The organism is Rickettsia endosymbiont of Cardiosporidium cionae, from assembly GCF_015476335.1.
Classification (GTDB): domain Bacteria; phylum Pseudomonadota; class Alphaproteobacteria; order Rickettsiales; family Rickettsiaceae; genus JADHZC01.
Map to the genome: position 1 here is coordinate 36,588 of NZ_JADAQY010000003.1, position 22,187 is coordinate 58,774.

Genomic DNA, 22,187 nt, shown 5'->3' on the forward strand with positions numbered 1-22,187 from the left:
TACAGAAATTAAACAATTCTAATCAATTTATATATTGGTTAAGATTGATCAAAATGAAAATTCAACTATAATAGAAATATATATGAGTTAAAATAATATAATGAAAAAATTTACAATTAGTTGCGATTTTAATGGGCAAACATTGCCCTTCAGTGTATATATAGGCAGACCAGAAGCTAATCATCATCCATTGCATTTTCAAGCAGATTGGCTTTCAAAGCAACGAGGAGGCACCATACCCGCTAATGTAATGGATGCAATTTCAGAACTGCAGGAAATGTCTACAAAAAATGATGTATTACTTGAAGACCTATGTGTATACGCTATAGATCAATCAGAGTTAGAAGAAGAAGAAGAAGAAGAAGATAATACTTAAATACAAAACTTGTATCACATCATGATGGAATCACATAAATAAATATGAATAGAAACAACCATACTACATCAACAAAGTGCCAGTACCATGCAGCAAATTCAAAACCTAAATGGTCTCCTTGAATAAAATCTCCTCTTTTTGCTCTAAAATAGCATACAGACAAAAATACAATACCTATTACAACATGTATACCATGAAAACCTGTAGCAAAATAGAAATTTGAAGCGTATATTCCATCACTCATACCAAATTTGGCGTGGACATATTCATATATTTGAAATGAAGTAAAAAATATGCCCAACAATACAGTTATACCCAATGCTCGGATAGATTCAGATTTATTCTTTAATATGATGGCATGGTGAGCCCAAGTAACACTAGTACCAGATAAAAGTAATATTAAACTATTAATAAATGGTATGGACCATGGATCAAATAATATAATATTACTAGGAGGCCAGTGACCATGCCCTACTAACCACACTCCTTCTAATTCCCCTACTGGATTAATACTAGAAAAAAAATAAGCAAAAAATATAGTAAAAAATAGCATTATCTCTGATAATATGAACAATACCATACCAATTTTTAACCCCATCTGTACAGCTGTACTATGACAATGACCTGAAAGACCCTCATTAATTATATCCCTCCACCAGCTATATAATAAAAAAACTAATATAATTAATGCAATAGGCAATAAATAATAACCTATATAATATTCTCTGATAAAAAGTACAAACCCTATCATTGTAAACATTAAAGCAAATGATGTTAAAATGGGCCAAGGGCTGATTTTAACTAAATGAAATGGATGAGTTTTCATATATACAAAATTAAAAAAATGAACAAATAAATCATTAACTAATTACAAAAAAAATAATCTACATATTAATTAATTGCTATAAGAAGCTGAGATTAATACACTTTCACTAGTTATTTATAACATCCCTAACCTTAAAAAAACTATAGGATAATGTTATAGTATCAGTATCTAACAAATCTTCATCTTCTTCTAAAGCAGGATCTATATAGAAAGATACGGGCATTAGCATTTTTTGATGCGATTTCAATAATTGTTCTTCAAAACAAAAACAATGTATTTTTACAAAATATTGCCCTGCTTTGTCTGGGGTAACATTGTAAACGGCAGTACCTATAATATCATTATCACTAATATTTTCAGATTCATAAAATATCATAACATTTTCACCTGTAATAACTGATACACTACGGTGTTTAGGTTTAAATACCCAAGGTAACTTCTTGTCTATATTAGCATCAAACTCTATTTTGAGCTTTTTCTTACCCTTTGCCACATGAAACACCTCAGCTCTCTGTGTAGTACCTCCAAACCCAGTAGCTTTACAAAAAATATTATATATCGGAACCGCTGCAAAACTTAGTAACAACATACTAGAGACCAAACCTAATATAACAAATGCTAATTGTTTACTATCATTACTACTACTCATATATTAACCTCATAGAAACGATGCACACTACATAGTGTAACTGTATTATACTTCAAAAAAATTATAAAAATATATCACCGAGATATAACTCTTTAACTTTAGTATCATTTTTTATCTCTGCAGAAGTACCACTCATTAGAATATTACCATTATAAATTATATATGCCCTATCTACTATATCTAAAACCTCTCTTATATTATGATCAGTAATTAATACCCCTATATTACGTATACGTAATTTAGTAACAAGCTGTTTAACATCACCAATTGATATAGGATCAATAGCTGCAAATGGCTCATCTAACATTATAAATTTTGGATTATTAGCTAAAGCCCTAGCAATTTCAAGTCTTCTGCGTTCGCCACCAGAAAGAGATTTTGCAATATTATGTTGCAAATGAGCAATAGAAAATTCATCAAGCAACCTATCAGTATATTCGTTAACTTTTTTCTTATCAGAATACGACAGCTCCAGTATAGATCGGATATTATCTCTTACAGATAATCCACGAAAAATAGAAGATTCCTGAGGTAAATAACTTATCCCAAGCCTGGCTCTATAGTAAATAGGTAGATATGTGATATCTATATCATTAAAAAATACTTTACCATGTTTAGGCCTATCTAAACCTGCTATAACGTTAAAGCAAGTGGTTTTACCAGAACCATTAGGTCCGAATAAACCTACAATCTCATTCTGAGATAAATCTAAAGACACATTATCCAATACCCAATCCTTTTCATAACTTTGGGATATATTCTTTAGCAAAAGACGGTCATACATATATTTATAATTAATTACTATTCAATTTGTATACGACATATTAGTAAAATAATGAAATAATAAAATACTACTAGCCTTTAGCTCTAAATCCAGATTTAAAGTATCAGAAACCAATTCTGAAATAATAGAATATTTTTTATAGAAATGCTTAAATTGCAGTATCTTAAACTGATCAAATATTGTGAGTTCAATATCGGATAATAGAATATTTTTACTTATAGATTGCTTACAAAATTGACAAATCAGTATCAATACATTATTAGCAAAATCTTCCCACAAAGGCTTACTAGAATTATTTTCAAACTTTTCTATAAACTTTATTCTTTTCATATAATCATTATTATTTAAAAATAGATATCCGTATTTACTATCAAATTTCTTTACATACCTAGAGTAATAATAACTCAACTCAAAACATCTTGATCTCAGAGTAGGTAATATAGTATTCATTTTAGAAGTTAATAAAAATACATAATTATTGGCTTTGATATCTTCTAGTGTTTTCAATAACGCATTAGCAGAGTTCAAATTCATATAATCTACTCCAGAAACTATAACAATTTTATGTCCTGTATCAACAGAAGTGGTATATAAAAATTCCTTAATACATCTTACCTGATCTATAGTTATATTTAATTGCGGATCTGATTCATTAATCACTAAAATATCAGGGTGTAAAGTTAGTCTTAAACAATGCTGCAATAGATGATTTACTAAAAATTTTTTTATATCTTCTAGCAATTTCCCTACATTATCAGTTTCTATCAAACTTACATTAGGTAAGCTATCTAATGAATAATATTTCAGCAAAAAACTTTCTATATCACTATTTAAAATCATAGTAAGCCTTTTCTAACCTTCTGATTGAATGATCTCTACCTATGATATACATAATATTAACAATACTGGAAGAGTAAATTCTTCCTGTTATCAATACCCTTAAAATAGTAAATATATCTCTCGATTTCATATTATATTCAATAGCAATATTCTTAATCAGACCTTTTATCTCTCCTTGACTATAATCAACTAAAGAACGTAAAGCATCAACAAGAGATAATACAACGGCTTTATCCATCTTATTAAGATAATTTTTGGCCTCATCATCCATTACCAGTGGTAACCCTATTATGTATATTTTAGCTAAATTATAGACATCTAATAATGTAGCGGATCTTTGTTTAATTTCATCTAGGGCTAACATTATAAATTTTTTTGACTCTTCACAAATTTGTGGTCTAAAATGGTTGAGTATGTAACTCATCATCTCTTCATTATCCATCAATTTTAAATATACAGAATTAAGATATCTCATTTTATCAAAGTCAATTATAGAAGGTGATTTACCCATTGACTCTATATTAAACCATTTTATTGCCTCTGTTTTAGAGATAATTTCGTCATCCCCATGTGACCAACCAAGACGTAATAAATAATTACAAATAGCCTCAGGTAAATATCCTTGATTCCTATAATATTCAATACCTACTGCTCCTCTTCTCTTTGATAATTTCCTATTATTGATATCATGTATTAAAGCGATATGAGCCCATTTTGGTAACTCCCAACCCATGAAGTTATAGATAATTTGCTGTTTGGCTGTATTTGTTAAGTGATCATCTCCTCTAATGATATGCGTTATGCCTGTATCATGATCATCAACTACAGAAGCTAAAGTATAAGTAGCAGTACCATCAGCTCGGATCAGCACGACATCTTCGATATTAATATTATCAAATATCACCTCACCCTGTACCATATCATTAACAATAATTTTACCGTAATCTGGTACTTTAAGTCTAATAACCGGAGTTACATCTTTAGGACAACTATCACTATCGACATTTCTCCAAGGACTACGAAATACAAAGTTTTTACAATAATTTTTATTCCCTTCTTTATACCGAGCTATATCTTTTTGACTACAAAAACAATAATAAGCATATCCGTATTTAAGAAGATCATTAGCAACTGACAAATATCTTTTACTTCTGGATGACTGATAAAGTACCTCATCATCATGCTGTATATTAAGCCAATTCAGTGAATTGATAATAGACTGATAATACTCTACATTTGATCTGTTATTATCTGTATCTTCAATACGCAACAGAAACTTCCCACTGTGATGCTTGGCAAATAGATAATTAAACAAAGCTGTTCTAGCAGCTCCTATGTGCAAATCCCCAGTAGGTGAAGGTGCAAATCTTGTAATTATTGTCACTTATAATAATATTTTACTAAATTAAAAATTAATAATTTTTTCTTCGAACTAATAATATAAAAACTAAGAATAACAAATAATTTCTAAAATCTTTACTTAGTATAACCGATACTACTGCTATTATTATAATTCAAATTAAAAACTCAATATACCTAAAACTAAAACTTTTATATGTTTAATTTTAATTTTTTTTCATTACTTAAAATAACCAATTTCATTACCACAAAATTCGGTAAAAATAAAGGAACAAATCTTCCAATATTAGGAAATTTCATTTCATCTATTGGCAGCAAAATAGCATCATCTTGCGGTATGGGCATAGTATCTACTATATTCTCTTATTCATCTAAGATATTTAATCAACTATTTACTACATCACACAAACCATATGATAATATAAAACCCATTACATTAAAGGATCCAAAATCATTTTTTAAAATATATGTAGCAAACTATGGAAGCCCAATTCCACTAATATTTGGTAAAACCATATGTCATGGCAAAATAATTTGGTCTACAGACATTAAATATCAGCATAAATCATATCAAGTACAAAATTTATTTAATATAGCAACACATGGAAATAGTAAAAATTCTAAAGATGATTTTGAATATTATATTTCATTTGCAATTGCTATATGTGAAGGTGAGATACTAGAAATCAACAGGATTTTCTACAATAATAAAGATATAGATATTTCAACTTATAATTTTCGTATATATCATGGATCTGAAACTCAGTTACCAGATCCCACAATAGCAGCTAATAATCGAGGGGTAGCACCAGCATTTCGTGACTTGGCATACATAGTATTTAAAGATCTGCCATTATCAGATTTTAATAATTCTATACCATATTTTACATTCGAAGTTACAAGACAAGCTAAAATTCAAAACACAAATTACAATTTATTAGAAGACATGATCACCTCTATGGTAATGATACCAGGCTCTGGTGAATATGTATATGATACCAAAATTCAATCTAAATTTCTAAAAAATGAATACAACTTCATATATCAACAACAGCAAATCAACGCAAATAATATATATAATATCTCAGATAGTGTACATAGTTTAAATCAACTACAATCTACATGTAAGAATCTTGAATGGATATCCGTAGTTGTATGTTGGTTTGCAGATGATTTAGACATTAAAAATTGTACTATAAGACCTGCAGTCGAGTACATAGAACAAGATGGTACAGAATATACAGAGGAATGGTATGTATCAAAATATAATAGAAAAAATGCCTTCCAAATAGGCAGAGATAAAATTAATAGACCTAGATACGGTGGTACTGTAAATGATAAAAGTGTTATAAGATACATAAAAACACTAAAAGATAGAGGTTTATCTGTTATGTTCTATCCATTAATATTACTGGATACAGAACAAAAACCCTGGAGAGGAAAAATCTCTGGTAATGCAAATGATATAAAAAAATTCTTTCATAATCCTCAAGGATATAATGAGTTCATTCTACATTATGCCAACTTAGTAAAAGATTACGTAGATGTATTTGTTATAGGATCTGAAATGGTAGGAATTACTAAAATACGAGATAATGATAATTCATTCCCTGCAGTACAAGAATTAGTAAAATTAACAGAAATAGTAAAAAAAATAGTGGGGCATAAGGTATTAATAACTTATGCTGCGGATTGGTCTGAGTATCATCATACAACACAAGGGTGGTACCATCTAGACCAATTATGGAGTTCACCAAATATAGATTTCATTGGAATAGACGCATATTTTCCAGTAACAAATTCTAAAGAATCAGAAATTGAACAAAATTTAATAGATATAGGTTGGGAAACTGGTGAAGGATATGACTACTACGTAGATGATTCTGGTAATAAGCACAGATTATCACCAGAATATGCTTGGAAAAATATAGAATATTGGTGGAACCACCATCACGTAAATCCAGATGGTAATAAAACATCATGGCAACCGAAATCTAAAAAAATATGGTTTACAGAATTTGGATTTCCCTCAATAGATAAATCTTCAAATAGACCAAATGTCTTTTTTGATCCTACTTGTGCTGAAGGAGGGGTACCAGATTATTCAAATGGTAATACAGATTTTTCTATACAAAGACGTGCAATCAAATCATTTATTACATACTGGAGCTCAAAATATTATGTAGAAAAAATGTTTTTATGGTGTTGGGATGCGAGACCTTACCCTGCATGGCCACATCTAAATATCTGGGCAGATGGATACCTATGGGAAAAAGGACATTGGGTAAATAATAAATTAGGACACACCACTGTTGCAGCAATAATTGCAGATATTTCTCAGCGTGCTGGAATTGCAGAAAAAAGCTTAAAATTAGAACATATTGACCAAAAAATAGAAGGTATAACTTTTGATAGAAAAATAACTTATATAGAAGCGATTAATAATCTAAGAATAGGATATTTCTTTGACATTGTATCAAATGACTCAGACTACATAGTATATATCACAAGATCTAAAGCAAAAGCCCAATATATCAATACAAAAGATATGATAAAAATATCAGATACCAGCCTAATTAGTATAAGTGAAATACCTACATCTTCAATCATTAATAAGATTGACCTATATTATCAAAATAATACCGATAACTACCAATATAAATACTTACATACTAATAGCGAAAGAAATATCTCATACAGGAATGTAATGACATTAACTATACCAATAGCAATGTCAGAATCATCAGCAATTAATTTAAGCAATATGATACTACAAAATGCTCTAGGAGAAACACATATTTTATCTTTTATACTACCAATTAGCTATGCTTACCTTAAACCAAGCGATATTATAAAATTTGATTATTTAAATAAAACTTACCAAGTTAGGGTGATTAATATAAGAATTTCAGGCCTATTTTTATCTATCACTTCTATAGTAGATAAAATGAATTATAATCTAATATCCAATAGAGAAACTAATGATTATAATAGAGTCAAAGATACATACATTATAAAAATTGATACAAAATTTATAGTACTAGATTTACCATTTAATCTCACAGATCTAAAGGAACCATATATCGCAGTATATTTACAATCAGATGAAGATCAATATATGTATTTCAAATTCCCATATGAAAGCGAAGAATCTTGGCATAACATCACTCAGTTATCTAGTGCAGGATGTATAGGACAATTAGCCAAAATACAACAAAAAGAAAATTTTTGTAATAGATTCTTGATTGATGAACAAACAGAAATCACAGTAAAAATTGAACAGTTAGATATCTCAAAACTAAAAGATGAATGGCATATAGCTATGTTAGGCTTAGAATTTATACGATTCAAAAAAATATCCAAAATATCTAACAACATATATAGAATAACAGAATTGGTAAGAGGCGAATTCGCTACAGAACAATACATAAATACCCACAAACCATATGAACAATTCATAATTTTATCTTTCGGTTATAACATACTTCCTGTATCAGAAAAAATGATACAACAAAATGTCATGTTCAAAGCAGGTAAACAAATTATTACAAATTTTTCTTTTCATAATAATGCTCAAAAAATTATTGCACCTTATATTACAAAGTCTTATATTCTCTCTACAACATTAAATATTGAATGGATAGCTAGAAGAGCATTAATAGATGATTGGGAGAATAACTACATAGATAATACAACTAATATTGAATATGTAATAGAATTATCTGATACACATCAATCATATCAATTTACTACCCAAAATAATGAAATAAGCATTGATTTATCAGAAATCGATATTAGTGATCAGTATAATTGGAATATAATAGCTAGAAAAATCATTAACTAAATACAAAAAATAATATAACAGTTTAACATAACTGTCCTAATGTTTTTGTATTCAAACTACAATATCAAAAAATAATATAATAATAAAAACACATAGGAAATGCAGAGTAATAACTATAATATAAATTTAATGATCCCAAATAGAGCCAACAAAGATGTTATATTCAATGAAGCAATAAGTACAATTGACAATTTTTTAAATATTGCAATACAAGGCTTTATAAGCGAAATACCAAAAGAATTACCAGTAGATAAAAAATATATCCTTATTAAAAATGACCAAAGCGGATATAATAACAAAATTATCTATAAAATACATGAGCAACAAAATATAAAATTGTTATCTCCTAAAGAATCAATGATAGTTTTTGTGATAGAAAATAATAGTTTTTTTATATTTTCTAACGATCAATGGCACAAAATACCAAATTCCTACGTCAATGATAATATATATTTTCATAAAATATCAAAAGAATATAATATAGATACAGAACATAATATACTATATTTATACCTAGAAGGTCACTGTGATATCGTTTTTTCTGTATTACCCAAACAACCAATAACATTAATTATTAAACAAAATACTACATATTTATATAAAATAAGTTGGTCTGACAATATTTTATGGCCAATAAGACAAATGCATGATATCCCTGATGTTTTGGATAGTATCAAACTAGTATCCTTCATCTCACTGCCCACCGATAATCAAGTTCTTGCATATAACATTCAACACTACCAAAATAATTGATACCAATGATTACATTATTAGCTTCTATTACAGGCTTTATAAGTTCTATAATGCCTGAAGTCCTAAAATATTTTAAGGATATAAATGATAAAAAACACGAATTACAAATTCTATCATATCAGATGGAATTTAGTAAAGTAAGGAATATGCATTCTATTGAAGAAATTAATATTTCTAGAGATATAATGGAACAAAATTCGCTATATTCAAATTTTATACCAAAAATAAAATGGGTAGACGCATTAAATAGTTCAGTAAGACCAATCCTAGCATATTGTTTTTTTATAATATATATCGTAACAAAATGCATACAATACAAAGCTATATCACATAACCCTGTTTTTGAAATAATGAATATAATCTGGAGTGTAGATGATCAAGCAATTTTTGCTAGTATTATCAGCTTCTATTATGGTCAAAGGACATTTAGAAGTATATGGAAAAATAAATTTTAACTCTTTAAGTTAACTTTTCATAAAAATACATTATATGTCAAAACAGTTCACAGAAAAAAGATATACACACAGATCTATTAGTAAAAATGCTATCAACATGATCAAAAACTTTGAAGGGTTTTCTAGCACTCCATATGTATGTGCAGGGGGCCACTTCACTATAGGATACGGACATAAAATACTCGAAAATGAAAAATATCAAAATATAAATAAAAATTTAGCACAGAAAATCCTAATAAAGGATATATCTAAAGCAGAAAATGCTGTCATTAGATATATCGAAGTAAATTTAACAAATAATCAATTTGAGGCATTAGTATCCTTTACATTTAATTTAGGCAACGCAGCATTACAAAGATCTACATTAAGACAAAAATTAAACTATGAACTATACTATGAAGCAAGCCTAGAATTTCTGAAATGGATATATGTGAAAGGTAAACAAAACCTTGGATTAATCCATAGAAGAAAAATAGAAAGGAAGCTATTTATCACAAATTAACAATTTGTGATAATCAATAAGTGATCTAATTTTTGTTATTTCATCTAATAATCCTAAATATGAAGCAATGAATAAAAATTCTACAGAATACTCCTTATAATCCACAATAGATAAAAAATAGTTATAAATATTTTCATTTGTGTCCTCAACGTATTTTTGATACAGCAAAACATAGTATAAATCAGGTTTATATGAAAATACAAATTTAATGACTTTTTTTATAGATTTTATATCCATATCAGCACTATATAATTCAGTAATAAAGATTATTGAATTTGTGTGGTCAGGTTTTACATTAATAGCATATTGTAGAAAATACTTAGATTTATCATAATTTTTTTTTCTATATTCAGATTGAGCTGCATAAAAAAAATACCCAGCTATTTCAGCTATAATCTGAGATTCAAGTGCAGTAAAAGTCCTAGTTAATTTTGATACAATAAAAACAAACTTATTCCATATTTTTAATTTACCATAAATATGTATTAATAATTTCATATTATCAATATCATACTCATTTAAATCAAAAGCCCTAGTTGCATAAATTTCTGCTTGCAATATATTATTATTATCATAAAAGATCCTTGCTAACTCTTGATTACTATATACCTCATAATTTTTGCATTTTAATAAGTGCATTAAACTATTCATCATAAATTTACTATTAGTTTTTGATTGAATTAAGTGATATAAATTAATATCTTTATCTTTCGATATAGATATTAAAAATTTTCTACTTTCTAATACATATTTAGAATCTTTACAAATAATCAACTCAGATATTACCTCTAAAAACCTATTATACAATTTTTCTAACTTAGTTTTTGTAATAGTAGAGCGTACTAAATCAGGCAAAGCTATAATATATAATATTCCTCTAAATCCAATTAAGATTATTAATTGAATAACAGTAAATAAAATGATTACAGTCAATAAACTAACCTCTACTTCATAATCATATAATATAAATGTTATTTGAGTATCAAATATATTGAAAAAAATAACAATAAAACACGTTACTATAAAAAAAATAGTAAACAGTAAAGACTTAATCATTATAACCACTATAAAGCTAAAAATTATTAAATTCTAATTGAGTTAAATCATATAAAATCTTCTTTCTCAAATCTTGTATCTGATAATGTATAGGTGTTAATTTCTCTATTTTAATAAATTTGGATAACAATTGATATCTAATAGGAAATATTAAATTTTTATCTAATTTTTTTGAAACTACACTATATTTCTGAAATAATCCCAGAATATTTGACAAAGATTTATTTATAAATTGTGAATTAAGAAGAACACTCAATTCATCATCATAATTTTGATTATTGATAAATTTAATAGTAAGAGAATTGAAATATATTAAATATCTACAATTTAGATTATCAGAAAAATCAGTATGGGTATTAACTCGTTTATTACTAGGTTCAGGTAGAGGCTCTTCTATTGATGTATCATAAGCAAAATCTGCTGGAGTAAATTCTTCAGTATTAGTGTTAGTGGCAAGCAATTTTTCATTTTGATTATTCTGTATATCTCTAGAATACTCATCATTTAAATTTTTCTTTTCAAATTGTTTAATATCATAATAACTGCTAGCGATTACTATAGATATAAGTAGCAACACAATAAATATAAAAACAAAAAATCTTTTTTTATACACAGATAAAAAACTTTTTCTTTTTTCATACCCTAAACTAGAATCTTTAGATTCTGAAATATTTTGTTCTTGACTATCCACTATATAAATAAATTAAGTTTATATTATTGGTTTATGTAATTTACTATATTTCTCTAAACATTCTACCATTGAATCTGAATTTGTACACAGCAATATTTTATCAAAATACTGGCACAAAAATAATTTAACATTAGTACTCATAACAATAAATGTTGTATCAATAAAACACTCAAAAAGACCATATTTATACAACAGCTTAACAAAAAATAATGCAGTATTTTTAGAATACAACATTACATAATCAAATTTCTGCTGTAAACATTGAAGTTGATAATCTAATAATATATTCAGATATTCTACCTTATAAAATATTAGATGCCTTATTGACTCAGGTAGATTTCTTGTATATTGCTCTCCTGATAAATATATCATGTCTTGATACGAACTACTTGGTAATTTATTAACTAAATCATCTATATTTGAAGCAATATATTTCACCTTATAACCTTTACGTTGTAGAATACTGGCAGACATGCTGCCAACCACCCAAACCGAGTCTGCTGTGGTATAAGGATAATCATCAACTGGTTTCAATTTTATCGCTGCATACTTACTAGTGATGATAATATCACTATATAAGCTTAGTACATCATCATAGAACTCTAAATCTACAAATGTTATTAAATCTAAGGCAAAACAATTAAAAGATCTTTTACTAAGAACTTTCATTAACAACAAATTTTCTTGCTTAGATCTAGTAAGTAGAATCCTCATAAAATCACGCTATATGGATAACATTCTGAATGAGTTGCTATAAAAATTATTTAATAGTCAGATCTAAATTTAGTGGAAAAACTAATTATAACCAAAATATTTACTAACCTAAACTATTGTTTTTGTAGTTTCATTACAGCTATTTTATATTCTTTATTTAATAAATAAACAGAATAAATCCATATTATACACACAAGTGTAAATATTATCATTAAGAACAAAGATATAGACTGATAATTAGCACTTGGGATAACTATAAAAATAAAAGTCTGAAATAAAGCACCTAAAGACTTACCAAATTTTACTCCAATAATATCAGCGACAACCTTACCCTTAATCTTTAACTCATTATCAAGCGGTACATAAGCCATTTCTTTGGTAGAATCGAACAAGCTATATTTAATAGATTTACTTAATATATTTTGTACTGTTCCTATCAATATAGATAAAATCACAGGATTACTGATAGTAACAGATATAATCATAAGTGATGCTACTTTATCGAAATTACTTACTAAAAAAAAAGATACACCAGTGACCATCACAACAATCGGAGTTAACATTGCAGCCACTCCCCAACCGAACCTTCTTACTAGATTAGAACATACTAAAACAAACATTATAGTTAATATACCAGTATAACTTATATACTTACCTATAAAAATTGCAAATTCTGTAGGTGTAGTATATACCTGACTCGCTTGTGCTTTCCATGGCCCCTCCACTAAATTAATTGACACACCATAGCAAATCAACATTAAAGTAATAAGCATAATATATTTTGACTTTAGTACCAATACTATACTATCATACAACTTATAATCACTAGTATTATTAGTGACAAAATTAATATTAATTGAATTTTTAGTTAATATTGTATTAACAATAATATAGTAAACAAGTACTGTAATTATACCAATAATTAATACAACTGATATGACTATCTGTATTGAAGTCACATTATAATCTGATTTTAAGTGAAATTTATTAGAAAAAAAATCATTAATTTTAGCTAGATTTTGTAAAAACTCTCCTGAAATATAAAGCCCTGTTTGCCCAAATAATCCGAATAACGGATAAAATCTTTTTGATTCCTCAACATCAGTAATCTGATTCACGAATTGCCAAAATAATAGAGCAAATACCACATTAGACCATAATTCAGATATTACATAGAATAATGAAAGATGCCAATTTGATATCAATAGAATAAACCATTTCAAATTTGGGAATTTTATAATCAAGCTATCCTGATAACTTGTATCCAATACTAAACTGTAATGGTTAGGAAATAATATAAAAGCAAATAATGCAAAAAATGCTAAAAATAAGAACATAATTATATAAAAGATATATTCAGACTTAATAGAATGAATCATTTTTATATAAACAATGGTTACTAAAAAAGCTATAGGTAATACAGCCCCAGATTTTAAAAAAACAGAAGTTTCAGCTCCAATCAAAGTAGTTACTACGCTATCTTTCATAGCTCTAATAAGATTTTGTATAAATAATATACAAAACATCAATAACGTAATTAGTAAAAATTTGTGAATTTCAGTACGTTTGATAGGCCAAACATAATCAACTATACGTTGTATATTATTACTCATTATTATTCAAAATATGATTTAATAATTTTAAATTACTATTAAATTAACAAAACAGACAATTCATTATAAGTCTCATAGCCAATACAAAATGATATATCAATAGTATATTTATATCTTTTTAGCCCTAGTAAACAAATGAAAAAAATTTTCTGTAGTTTGCTCTGCTAAATCATGTAAACTGATGTCTAAAATCTGAGAGATACATTCTAAAACATACCTACAATGCGCAGGTTCATTAATTTTATCTCTCATAGGTTCAGGGCTTAGATATGGAGCATCTGTTTCACAAAATAACCTGCTAGTAGGAATATATTGTAGTATTTCTCGTAAATCTGTAGCATTTTTAAAAGTAATAATACCTGAAATTGAAATATATAAACCCAAATCCAGTATGGATTTTGCAAAATTTTTAGATCCAGTAAAACAATGCACTACCCCAGAAAAAACTTTTTTTTTCATATGTTCAGTTAAAATTTCTACAGTATCTTTATCTGCAGATCTAGTATGTATTACTAAAGGTAATGCACTACTTTGTGAAGCTATTATATGCTGAACAAAAGAATCATATTGTAACTTTTTATTAGCATTAACACTACAATAATCAAGCCCAGTTTCACCTATACTTATTATCTTAGATTCACCATTAGCTATCTTTAATAACTCATCTGTTAACACTGCCTCAATACCAAGTTCATTAGGGTGTACCCCAACAGAAGCATATACGTTATTATAATCTCTAGAAATCTTAATTATATCTTGTATATTGTCTAACTTTGTAGCAATAGTGTGTATATACTTCACTCCAGCACACTCCGCCCTCTCAATAACACTAGCTAAATCAAAATATTGCATCAGCATATCAAGGTGGCAGTGTGTATCTACTATATCAAACATTAAATGATTCATATTTTTTGTTTATCACATGGGTTTTAACATAATTCTTAAATAAACTCTAGTAAAAACCATTTGCAATAACTATGAGATTAACAATTCTACTAATAAAAAACCATTGATTAAAATACTTCACAAAGGCCACAATAAATGGTTTTGGTATAATGAACTAAAATATAATGAATAAGATTGAATATAAACATTAATTAATGCACTATATACAACAACTACTAATTGTTATCTATATAGTTTATTTAGCAACACATGAGATAGAGTAAAAACCACTATTTTTGTTAACTTACCTTGATTTTTTAAAATTTTGCTACATGTATTTACAGTACTACCAGTGGTATATACATCATCCACTAATAATAATGAATGACCAGCAAGATTATACTTTGAATTAAAAGAAATACTACCATGCAAATTTTTTTCTCTTGCTTTACGAGATAAAAAGCTCTGTGGTTTAGTCAGTTTAATTTTAATTAACACATCAAATAAAACAGGTATATTAAGCAGTTTAGATATTTCTATGGCTAACAATTGCGGTGGATTATAGTATCTATACCATCTTTTGAGCCTATGCATAGGAACTGCAGAAATAAAATCTATCCCCTGAAGATATTGATAATATCTATTCACTAGCAATTTTGCAAATATTTTGGCATAATCTGTTTTATCATGATATTTAAAATCATATACCAATCTCTGACTATAACTATCAAGGCTAAATAACGCTCTAGATATATCGTAATACGGCTTATTCATGATACATTTAGAACAGATCATACCATTATTAGTGCTAAATTCAAATACTATCCCACATAACGCACAATAGGGCTGACTAACAAAATTAATTTTTGACCAACAATCACCACAAAAACAAAGCTCTGTATGGATAATCTGATTGCACGACAAGCACTGGATAGGATAAAGATAATTAAATAATCTATGTAATAATAGTTTAATCATTTTTATCAAGAATTATTTTTTTATCTAATGTATGATCCTCTACATTTAAATTTTGTGTTTTATTTACTGTTAGATCATATCTAGTAACAACTTGATATTTTTTATTATCATTGCTATCTATACCTAGTTTTTTAATATTATTAGCTTTGGACAAAAAATTATGGTTAAAAGAAGCAGCAAATTTATCATAATTAGAGCAAAGATTTTGTATATTAATACCCAAACGATTTGAGTGCTCTGACATTATCTTGATAGAAGAGAGAATTTTTTTAATTTCTGTAATAATTTTTTCATTATTAATACTCATTAAATGCTCTGAAATTTGAAATTTAGCCAAAGATAACATATTCATTAATCCTGTAGGCCCTACAGGAAAAATATTACATTGCCAAGACTTGTTAATAAAACTAGGGTCAGCAGCCATAATTTTATCTACTGCATGTTCAGTTGGTAGAAACATAATGGTAATAATATTTTTGACTTTAGCTGATAAATTATCCTCTAAATTTTTAATAATATTTTCAGCATAATCTTTCTTTTGTAAAGACTTCAAATGTGTATTCATAGTTTTAGATAAATTTGTGCTATCTATATCATCTAATAGAAATTTTGAGGCTTTTGCATCTAATACCATTAGGTTATTACAAGGTAAAAATACTACAGCATCTGGCCTTAGTTTACACTGATTCTCTCCTACTATATTATACTGTATAATAAAATCTGTACCTGTTCTTAACCCAGAAGATTTCAATATATTTTCTAAGGTAATTTCAGCTAATTTTCCACATGTAGAAGGAGATAAAAGTGAAGTTTTAATTATATCAACAGTATTTTTTGAAGACTCTATATCACGATTAAGATTACTTACTATTTCGATAATTCTATTTAATTCATTAGTAAATTTTCTAGAAGTTTTATCTATATTATGTTCAGATAATAGCCTGGATTCCATTGTTTCTTTTTTATGTACTTCAATAAGATTCCTAGAAAGATCACTACCTAAATCAAATAACGCGGACTTAGCAAAAGAAAAAAATTGTTCTTGGATTTTACTACTATCTGCAATTAACTTTTCTTGTGATGTTACTTGAGAAGATAGCTGCTCTATCCTTTTTATAAAATTTATATTCTCAGTTTGTAGTACTGAATAATGACTTTGTAATTTTAAAAATTGCTGATTAAAAATTCTTAGTTCTGATTTAAGATTAATCAATCTATAAGACTGGTACAATATGATGATTACCATCACTGCAAACAAAGAACTTAGCAATATTAACATGAGCTTCTATATATCATAATCAATAGAATTGATTATTTTCAGTAATCTATTTAAATGAAACATTACTAATATCTATATCAGTATTTTTATCACCTATAATTGAACATACAATATCAGAAGAAAATAAGTTATTAGCTGCATTTATAACATCTAAAATTGTAATAGATGTTATAAAATTCATTATTTCTGAATATGAATAATATTTCCCTAATAGTGACAGATCCTTCGTAATATCTTCTGACTTTGCCAAAGTATTTTCCTCATCAAATGAGATACTAGATCTAATCTGATTTTTAGCAATTAATAATTCTTGTTCTGAAATATTATGAAGATTCTTAACTATAACTGCTGTATTATCAATTAAATTTTGAATCTGATAATGATCACAAGAAGCATGTATACTAAATATACCAGAATCCGAATAGGCAGTATTAAAACTAAAAATAGAATAAGCCAGCCCTAATTCTTCACGGATTTTCCTAAATAATCTAGAAGAAATACCCCCTCCTAAAATCAAAGACAAAATTTGTAAAATATATAAATCCTTCACATATTTATACGAAGAACTATGAAAACCTAATATTATACTAGTTTGTTCAAGATCTTTTTTAGCATATATATACCCTCCTCTATAAATATTACGAAATATCTTATTAGGAGATAAGGTAGAATTTACTTGAGCAAATTCACATTCTACGTAATCAAATATAGAATCATGATCAATATCCCCGACAACTGATAAATACATATTACTCGCGACATAATATTGGCTAAAATAGTTTTGAATCATCTGTCTATCGATTTTTAATAACCCATCTTTTTTACCCAATATAGGCATACCCATAGGCTGGTTAGGATAAGCAATACCATAAAAATTATCATACACCAAGTCATCAGGATTATCATACGTAGCCAAGATTTCTTGTGAGATTACTGATAATTCTTTAACTATAGAATCTTTAGTAAATACTGAATATTGTATAATATCAGCAATAATATTTAAGGCCCTAAAAGTATATTCTTTAAGAACTTTGCTATAAAATACTGTCTGTTCTTTAGTAGTATAAGCATTAAAAACTCCACCAATATTATCTATATTTTCAGCTATCTGCTGTGCATTCCGATTGTGAGTGCCCTTAAATAAAAGATGCTCTATAAGATGTGTAATACCTGACTCTTCTTTTCTCTCATAACTACTACCTACATTCACAGCTAAACATATTCCTACAGATTTTCGGTCTGGCATATGATAGGTAGCCAAATTAAGCCCTTTAGAAGTTTTAACGAAATTGACACTCATCCAAAATAACACTTAATTCTATACTAAAAACTACCACTTATCAGGCATCATACTACTACTCTATAACTGTTTTGACCCAATCAAAGATATTACTGTCATAAGTAAATAAACTAAATTCATGATTTAATTTTTGTATTTCTAGATCTAAAGTAATTTCATCATTTGAAATTAACTGTGCCCTATATTGTGTACTAATATTATAAGGTACTACATTAATAAAAGATGCAGATTTATTTTTTATCTGCATAAGGGCAAATATTGCATCATCTATTGATGATATTTCTTTAGAGCCAATAGATTTCAAATGCAATAACCAACCATAATCTGGGCAATAAAATACAACACTTCTGGGAGCTATACCAATACGATGTGATAAAGAATAATTAGACTCAAATAATATAACATCTTTGCCTTGAGTGTATCCTTTTCCTAATGAAAAAGTGATACCACTAAGTCTAATAAGTTTAGTAATTTTTGTAGAATTTAGATCATCCAGTTGTATCTTTTTCAGTAATTTTTCACCATTTCGATAAATAGTGATATCCAAAAATCCATCTAACGACTGAGACATAGCAGCCTCCAGTATAGTAAGGTCAGCTCCTATTATTGTATCATTGACAGACCATAAAATATCGCCTGCTAAAATTCGATCTGAACTAATATCCTCATCATTATTAGCAGACCAAGCAACAATAACTTGATTAAGATATTGAGGACACATATTCAAATACTCATTCATAACAGATACAGGAAAATTGTTATAACGCACAGCATCATCTAAAGAACTAATTTCAAGAATAGCATTAATAGCATTTCTTACTGGTGATTTTCCTATTTTAAGTTTTTCTATAATATCCTTAACATAAAAAGATTTTAGTACTATTGCTACCCCAGAACCATTTCCTCTACCAGCATATATAATACCCAGCAATTTATTGTCTTTACTAAATAGAGGAGAGCCACTTGCCCCTGACATTGTATTAATATTTACCAAATATGATGCTTGGGAAGGGATACCAGATAATGTATACAAATTGCTAATTCTACCCTCATGATAAGAAAAACCTTTTGCTTCAGTATTACCAACTGTCCAAACCTCATCCTGTAACTCAGGTACATTACTATCAAATTCTATGTCATATAAATCTTTAGGAATCTCTGAAGGTTCAACCCTTAACACTCCAAAATCAACTCCTAAATCACTATATAAATGTGTGGCTTTGACCTTACGACCAGTAAAGAATCTGACATAATACTCAGCAATTGTTCCATCAGAAGCGACATGTTCATTAGTTACAACTAACCCATCTTGGATGTCTACTACAAAACCCGTAGCACTAGCAACAGTATTTTTGCCATCTACTGATACGAAACGTATTATTTCTATTGATACCACATTTTTTTTAATTCTCTCTATATCAGTAAAACTCACGGCATACGTGATTATAGGAAATAAAAATACTAAGAGAAAAAATTGAGTAACAGTTAAAACTAAATTTTGAATCCTATACATAAGTAACAATTAATATAAAATGATTTTAATGAGCTGTTATCTTAATAAATCAAATAATTTCGAAACAAAACCCTTATTTTTATACACTACGGCACTACTCAACCACTGATCTTTAACTTTATCACGCTCGAATAACCTAATACTGGAGTAGGTACTCAACAAATAATTCTCAGTAGAAGATATTCCCAAAGACTCTGTAACATAAGCGAACCCAGGTATAGGCACGTAGCTCTTATATCCTAATCTAATGTGGCGCAAATTTTTAATTTGCTGAAGTATAGTAACAAGATTATCTATAGAAGAAATTGGTATTCCATTAACTGATTCAATCACAACACGAAACTTCGGAATATCGTCATAATATCCATTACTAGGAATTTTATCTTTTAGAATATTAGTATCCTTAATATGTGTGAGCACCACTTTACCTAGAGGGATCCCCCAAATGGCAGAAGTATAATAATCAGATTCAAAAATTATACTGCCATCCAAATCTAGTATCTTACTAATACTATATTTATTAATATCTATTATAGGCACTTCAATATTGAGAACCTCTCCATTACGATAAATCACTAGATCAATTTTGCTATCGACAGCATTACTTATAGCCTTACTTAATATCGTAATATCAGGGCCTATAATATTATTACCAACCTTCCATAAAATATCTCCAGGCAATATGATATTTTTATCAAATATATTTCTAAAAACGCTTGATACTATTAATACAGTATTCCTATAATGAGGAAAATCATGGTTAAAAGAATCCATAGTTAATTTAGAAAAGTTCCTGTGTTTTACAGCATCATCTAAGGAGTAGTTTGTATAAGTAATAGGCAAATGGTTAATTAAATTTAGATTATTAGTTTTAAATTTTTCACTAATATCTAATATATAGTGTGATTTTATAGCTTTAACATATGTATTAGAATGATATGAAGTAAGCCCCACACACTGAAAATTGTCATCAAAAACTATTCCAGGATACAAAGTTACAGATTCAGTATTGATTATATAAGAACCAGAAAAAACATTATCTCTAGAATATTCATCAGAAATATAACCTTCGTGATATCCAAAACCATAGTCCCAGAAATCAGCTATCAATACTTTATCACCGTACTTTAAATCTCTATCTGATACTACTATGCTATCTAGCTGAGATTTCATATCATCACTCAGATCAACCTTTAATAAGGCTAGGCAACTAATAGGGTTATAGTATAATTTTTGTGCTACTATCTTTTTACCATTATAAAAACTCAGCTCGTAAGTTGCAATTGACTCTCCTAAAGCTCTATCCAAATAAGAAACCACTATTCCAGAATCTCTATCTAAAATGAATCCTATAGATTTATTATCTTCAGAAACCACATAGGGCTCAATATCTGTATGTACCTTTATTGAAACAATGGCCTTCCTAACATTTTCTATTGATTGCTTAAATCTATTAGAAGCAAAATTGATATGATCAGTATCAAAGATACCATTTATATTGTTTAATAACGATATTTCAGTAGAATCACTTTCAGCATCTACACAATCTAAAACACCAAACTCATCTTCTTCAACACCTACAACTTGCAAAGGATTTGTCTCTAATGCTAACACGTAACCACTTCGAATCTCAGGTATTACCGCTAAAATCACACCCAAAATACAAAAAAACAAAAAATACAGGAAACACCCATTCTTTGTCAGAACACTACGAAACATATCCATCTCTCTGTCAATTCATAACAAAAATACTCAGCCCAATCTAACACT

Annotated in this window: 20 protein-coding genes and 1 pseudogene; 5 read left to right on the forward strand and 16 right to left on the reverse strand. The window is 27.9% G+C overall.

Annotation, left to right across the window (positions count from 1 at the left end):
* Nucleotides 1-100 precede the first annotated feature (100 nt).
* Nucleotides 101-376: a DUF2610 domain-containing protein gene (locus IHI24_RS02515; protein ID WP_194966495.1), complete on the forward strand. Its 276-nt coding sequence runs from the start codon at nucleotides 101-103 to the stop codon at nucleotides 374-376.
* Between the two features lie 19 nt (nucleotides 377-395).
* On the opposite strand, the gene IHI24_RS02520 is transcribed toward IHI24_RS02515, so the two are convergent.
* From IHI24_RS02520 to gltX, 5 genes are all read right to left on the reverse strand, one after another.
* Nucleotides 396-1,202: a cytochrome c oxidase subunit 3 gene (locus tag IHI24_RS02520; RefSeq protein ID WP_194966496.1), complete on the reverse strand. Its 807-nt coding sequence runs from the start codon at nucleotides 1,200-1,202 to the stop codon at nucleotides 396-398.
* 106 nt (nucleotides 1,203-1,308) lie between these two features.
* Nucleotides 1,309-1,851, reverse strand: a complete 543-nt coding sequence (locus IHI24_RS02525) for a cytochrome c oxidase assembly protein (RefSeq protein WP_194966497.1) — start codon at nucleotides 1,849-1,851, stop codon at nucleotides 1,309-1,311.
* Between the two features lie 61 nt (nucleotides 1,852-1,912).
* On the reverse strand, nucleotides 1,913-2,635 hold the full coding sequence (gene lptB, locus IHI24_RS02530; protein WP_194966498.1) for an LPS export ABC transporter ATP-binding protein: 723 nt from the start codon (nucleotides 2,633-2,635) through the stop codon (nucleotides 1,913-1,915).
* Between the two features lie 21 nt (nucleotides 2,636-2,656).
* On the reverse strand, nucleotides 2,657-3,475 hold the full coding sequence (locus tag IHI24_RS02535) for a hypothetical protein (RefSeq protein ID WP_194966499.1): 819 nt from the start codon (nucleotides 3,473-3,475) through the stop codon (nucleotides 2,657-2,659).
* A complete protein-coding gene (gene gltX, locus IHI24_RS02540) occupies nucleotides 3,462-4,859 on the reverse strand; it encodes a glutamate--tRNA ligase (protein ID WP_194966500.1) in 1,398 nt (465 codons plus the stop codon). The genes IHI24_RS02535 and gltX overlap by 14 nt, the downstream gene beginning before the upstream one ends.
* Nucleotides 4,860-5,030: 171 nt before the next feature.
* On the opposite strand from gltX, the gene IHI24_RS02545 reads away from it, so the two are divergent.
* From IHI24_RS02545 to IHI24_RS02560, 4 genes are all read left to right on the forward strand, one after another.
* Nucleotides 5,031-8,678, forward strand: a complete 3,648-nt coding sequence (locus tag IHI24_RS02545; RefSeq protein WP_194966501.1) for a glycoside hydrolase/phage tail family protein — start codon at nucleotides 5,031-5,033, stop codon at nucleotides 8,676-8,678.
* Between the two features lie 99 nt (nucleotides 8,679-8,777).
* A complete protein-coding gene (locus IHI24_RS02550; protein WP_194966502.1) occupies nucleotides 8,778-9,431 on the forward strand; it encodes a hypothetical protein in 654 nt (217 codons plus the stop codon).
* A 5-nt stretch (nucleotides 9,432-9,436) separates the two neighbouring features.
* Nucleotides 9,437-9,886 (forward strand): hypothetical protein, encoded by a 450-nt coding sequence (locus tag IHI24_RS02555; RefSeq protein WP_194966503.1) that lies wholly within the window; start codon nucleotides 9,437-9,439, stop codon nucleotides 9,884-9,886.
* 34 nt (nucleotides 9,887-9,920) lie between these two features.
* A complete protein-coding gene (locus IHI24_RS02560) occupies nucleotides 9,921-10,388 on the forward strand; it encodes a lysozyme (RefSeq protein WP_194966504.1) in 468 nt (155 codons plus the stop codon).
* On the opposite strand, the gene IHI24_RS02565 is transcribed toward IHI24_RS02560, so the two are convergent.
* The 11 genes and pseudogenes from IHI24_RS02565 to IHI24_RS02610 all read right to left on the reverse strand — a co-directional run bounded on the left by IHI24_RS02565 (nucleotide 10,371) and on the right by IHI24_RS02610 (nucleotide 22,136).
* A complete protein-coding gene (locus tag IHI24_RS02565; protein ID WP_194966505.1) occupies nucleotides 10,371-11,444 on the reverse strand; it encodes a tetratricopeptide repeat protein in 1,074 nt (357 codons plus the stop codon). The two genes, IHI24_RS02560 and IHI24_RS02565, sit on opposite strands and share 18 nt — an antisense overlap.
* A gap of 16 nt (nucleotides 11,445-11,460) precedes the next feature.
* Complete coding sequence (locus tag IHI24_RS02570; protein ID WP_194966506.1) at nucleotides 11,461-12,135, reverse strand: hypothetical protein; 675 nt, start codon at nucleotides 12,133-12,135, stop codon at nucleotides 11,461-11,463.
* Between the two features lie 18 nt (nucleotides 12,136-12,153).
* A complete protein-coding gene (locus IHI24_RS02575) occupies nucleotides 12,154-12,849 on the reverse strand; it encodes a uroporphyrinogen-III synthase (protein ID WP_194966507.1) in 696 nt (231 codons plus the stop codon).
* A 113-nt stretch (nucleotides 12,850-12,962) separates the two neighbouring features.
* Nucleotides 12,963-14,462, reverse strand: coding sequence for an Npt1/Npt2 family nucleotide transporter (locus tag IHI24_RS02580; RefSeq protein WP_194966508.1), 1,500 nt, complete (start codon nucleotides 14,460-14,462; stop codon nucleotides 12,963-12,965).
* Nucleotides 14,463-14,570: 108 nt separating this feature from the next.
* On the reverse strand, nucleotides 14,571-15,368 hold the full coding sequence (locus IHI24_RS02585) for a TatD family hydrolase (protein ID WP_228777146.1): 798 nt from the start codon (nucleotides 15,366-15,368) through the stop codon (nucleotides 14,571-14,573).
* A gap of 222 nt (nucleotides 15,369-15,590) precedes the next feature.
* Nucleotides 15,591-16,121 carry a ComF family protein gene (locus tag IHI24_RS02590; RefSeq protein ID WP_194966509.1) on the reverse strand — a complete coding sequence of 177 codons (531 nt, stop codon included), beginning with the start codon at nucleotides 16,119-16,121 and terminating at the stop codon, nucleotides 15,591-15,593.
* A 15-nt stretch (nucleotides 16,122-16,136) separates the two neighbouring features.
* Nucleotides 16,137-16,325: pseudogene (locus IHI24_RS04805) on the reverse strand (double zinc ribbon domain-containing protein); the annotation flags it as partial.
* The gene (locus IHI24_RS02595) at nucleotides 16,318-17,604 is read right to left on the reverse strand and encodes a DNA recombination protein RmuC (RefSeq protein ID WP_194966510.1); all 1,287 of its coding nucleotides are present in this window, start codon (nucleotides 17,602-17,604) and stop codon (nucleotides 16,318-16,320) included. The gene IHI24_RS02595 and the pseudogene IHI24_RS04805, both read right to left, overlap by 8 nt.
* A 46-nt stretch (nucleotides 17,605-17,650) precedes the next feature.
* A complete protein-coding gene (locus IHI24_RS02600) occupies nucleotides 17,651-18,904 on the reverse strand; it encodes a M16 family metallopeptidase (RefSeq protein WP_194966511.1) in 1,254 nt (417 codons plus the stop codon).
* Nucleotides 18,905-18,959: 55 nt separating this feature from the next.
* A complete protein-coding gene (locus IHI24_RS02605; RefSeq protein ID WP_194966512.1) occupies nucleotides 18,960-20,417 on the reverse strand; it encodes a S1C family serine protease in 1,458 nt (485 codons plus the stop codon).
* A 36-nt stretch (nucleotides 20,418-20,453) separates the two neighbouring features.
* Nucleotides 20,454-22,136 carry a serine protease family protein gene (locus IHI24_RS02610; protein ID WP_194966513.1) on the reverse strand — a complete coding sequence of 561 codons (1,683 nt, stop codon included), beginning with the start codon at nucleotides 22,134-22,136 and terminating at the stop codon, nucleotides 20,454-20,456.
* Nucleotides 22,137-22,187: the final 51 nt, after the last annotated feature.

Bases quoted from the DNA above. Each gene is read 5' to 3' on its own strand.
- IHI24_RS02565 (WP_194966505.1), bottom strand. From the start codon at position 11,444: ATGATTAAGTCTTTACTGTTTACTATTTTTTTTATAGTAACGTGTTTT.
- lptB (WP_194966498.1), bottom strand. From the start codon at position 2,635: ATGTATGACCGTCTTTTGCTAAAGAATATATCCCAAAGTTATGAAAAG.
- IHI24_RS02580 (WP_194966508.1), bottom strand. From the start codon at position 14,462: ATGAGTAATAATATACAACGTATAGTTGATTATGTTTGGCCTATCAAA.
- IHI24_RS02610 (WP_194966513.1), bottom strand. From the start codon at position 22,136: ATGTTTCGTAGTGTTCTGACAAAGAATGGGTGTTTCCTGTATTTTTTG.
- IHI24_RS02520 (WP_194966496.1), bottom strand. From the start codon at position 1,202: ATGAAAACTCATCCATTTCATTTAGTTAAAATCAGCCCTTGGCCCATT.
- IHI24_RS02560 (WP_194966504.1), top strand. From the start codon at position 9,921: ATGTCAAAACAGTTCACAGAAAAAAGATATACACACAGATCTATTAGT.
- IHI24_RS02550 (WP_194966502.1), top strand. From the start codon at position 8,778: ATGCAGAGTAATAACTATAATATAAATTTAATGATCCCAAATAGAGCC.
- IHI24_RS02585 (WP_228777146.1), bottom strand. From the start codon at position 15,368: ATGAATCATTTAATGTTTGATATAGTAGATACACACTGCCACCTTGAT.
- IHI24_RS02605 (WP_194966512.1), bottom strand. From the start codon at position 20,417: ATGTATAGGATTCAAAATTTAGTTTTAACTGTTACTCAATTTTTTCTC.
- IHI24_RS02590 (WP_194966509.1), bottom strand. From the start codon at position 16,121: ATGAATAAGCCGTATTACGATATATCTAGAGCGTTATTTAGCCTTGAT.
- IHI24_RS02575 (WP_194966507.1), bottom strand. From the start codon at position 12,849: ATGAGGATTCTACTTACTAGATCTAAGCAAGAAAATTTGTTGTTAATG.
- IHI24_RS02600 (WP_194966511.1), bottom strand. From the start codon at position 18,904: ATGAGTGTCAATTTCGTTAAAACTTCTAAAGGGCTTAATTTGGCTACC.
- IHI24_RS02535 (WP_194966499.1), bottom strand. From the start codon at position 3,475: ATGATTTTAAATAGTGATATAGAAAGTTTTTTGCTGAAATATTATTCA.
- IHI24_RS02525 (WP_194966497.1), bottom strand. From the start codon at position 1,851: ATGAGTAGTAGTAATGATAGTAAACAATTAGCATTTGTTATATTAGGT.
- IHI24_RS02545 (WP_194966501.1), top strand. From the start codon at position 5,031: ATGTTTAATTTTAATTTTTTTTCATTACTTAAAATAACCAATTTCATT.
- IHI24_RS02595 (WP_194966510.1), bottom strand. From the start codon at position 17,604: ATGTTAATATTGCTAAGTTCTTTGTTTGCAGTGATGGTAATCATCATA.
- IHI24_RS02555 (WP_194966503.1), top strand. From the start codon at position 9,437: ATGATTACATTATTAGCTTCTATTACAGGCTTTATAAGTTCTATAATG.
- IHI24_RS02515 (WP_194966495.1), top strand. From the start codon at position 101: ATGAAAAAATTTACAATTAGTTGCGATTTTAATGGGCAAACATTGCCC.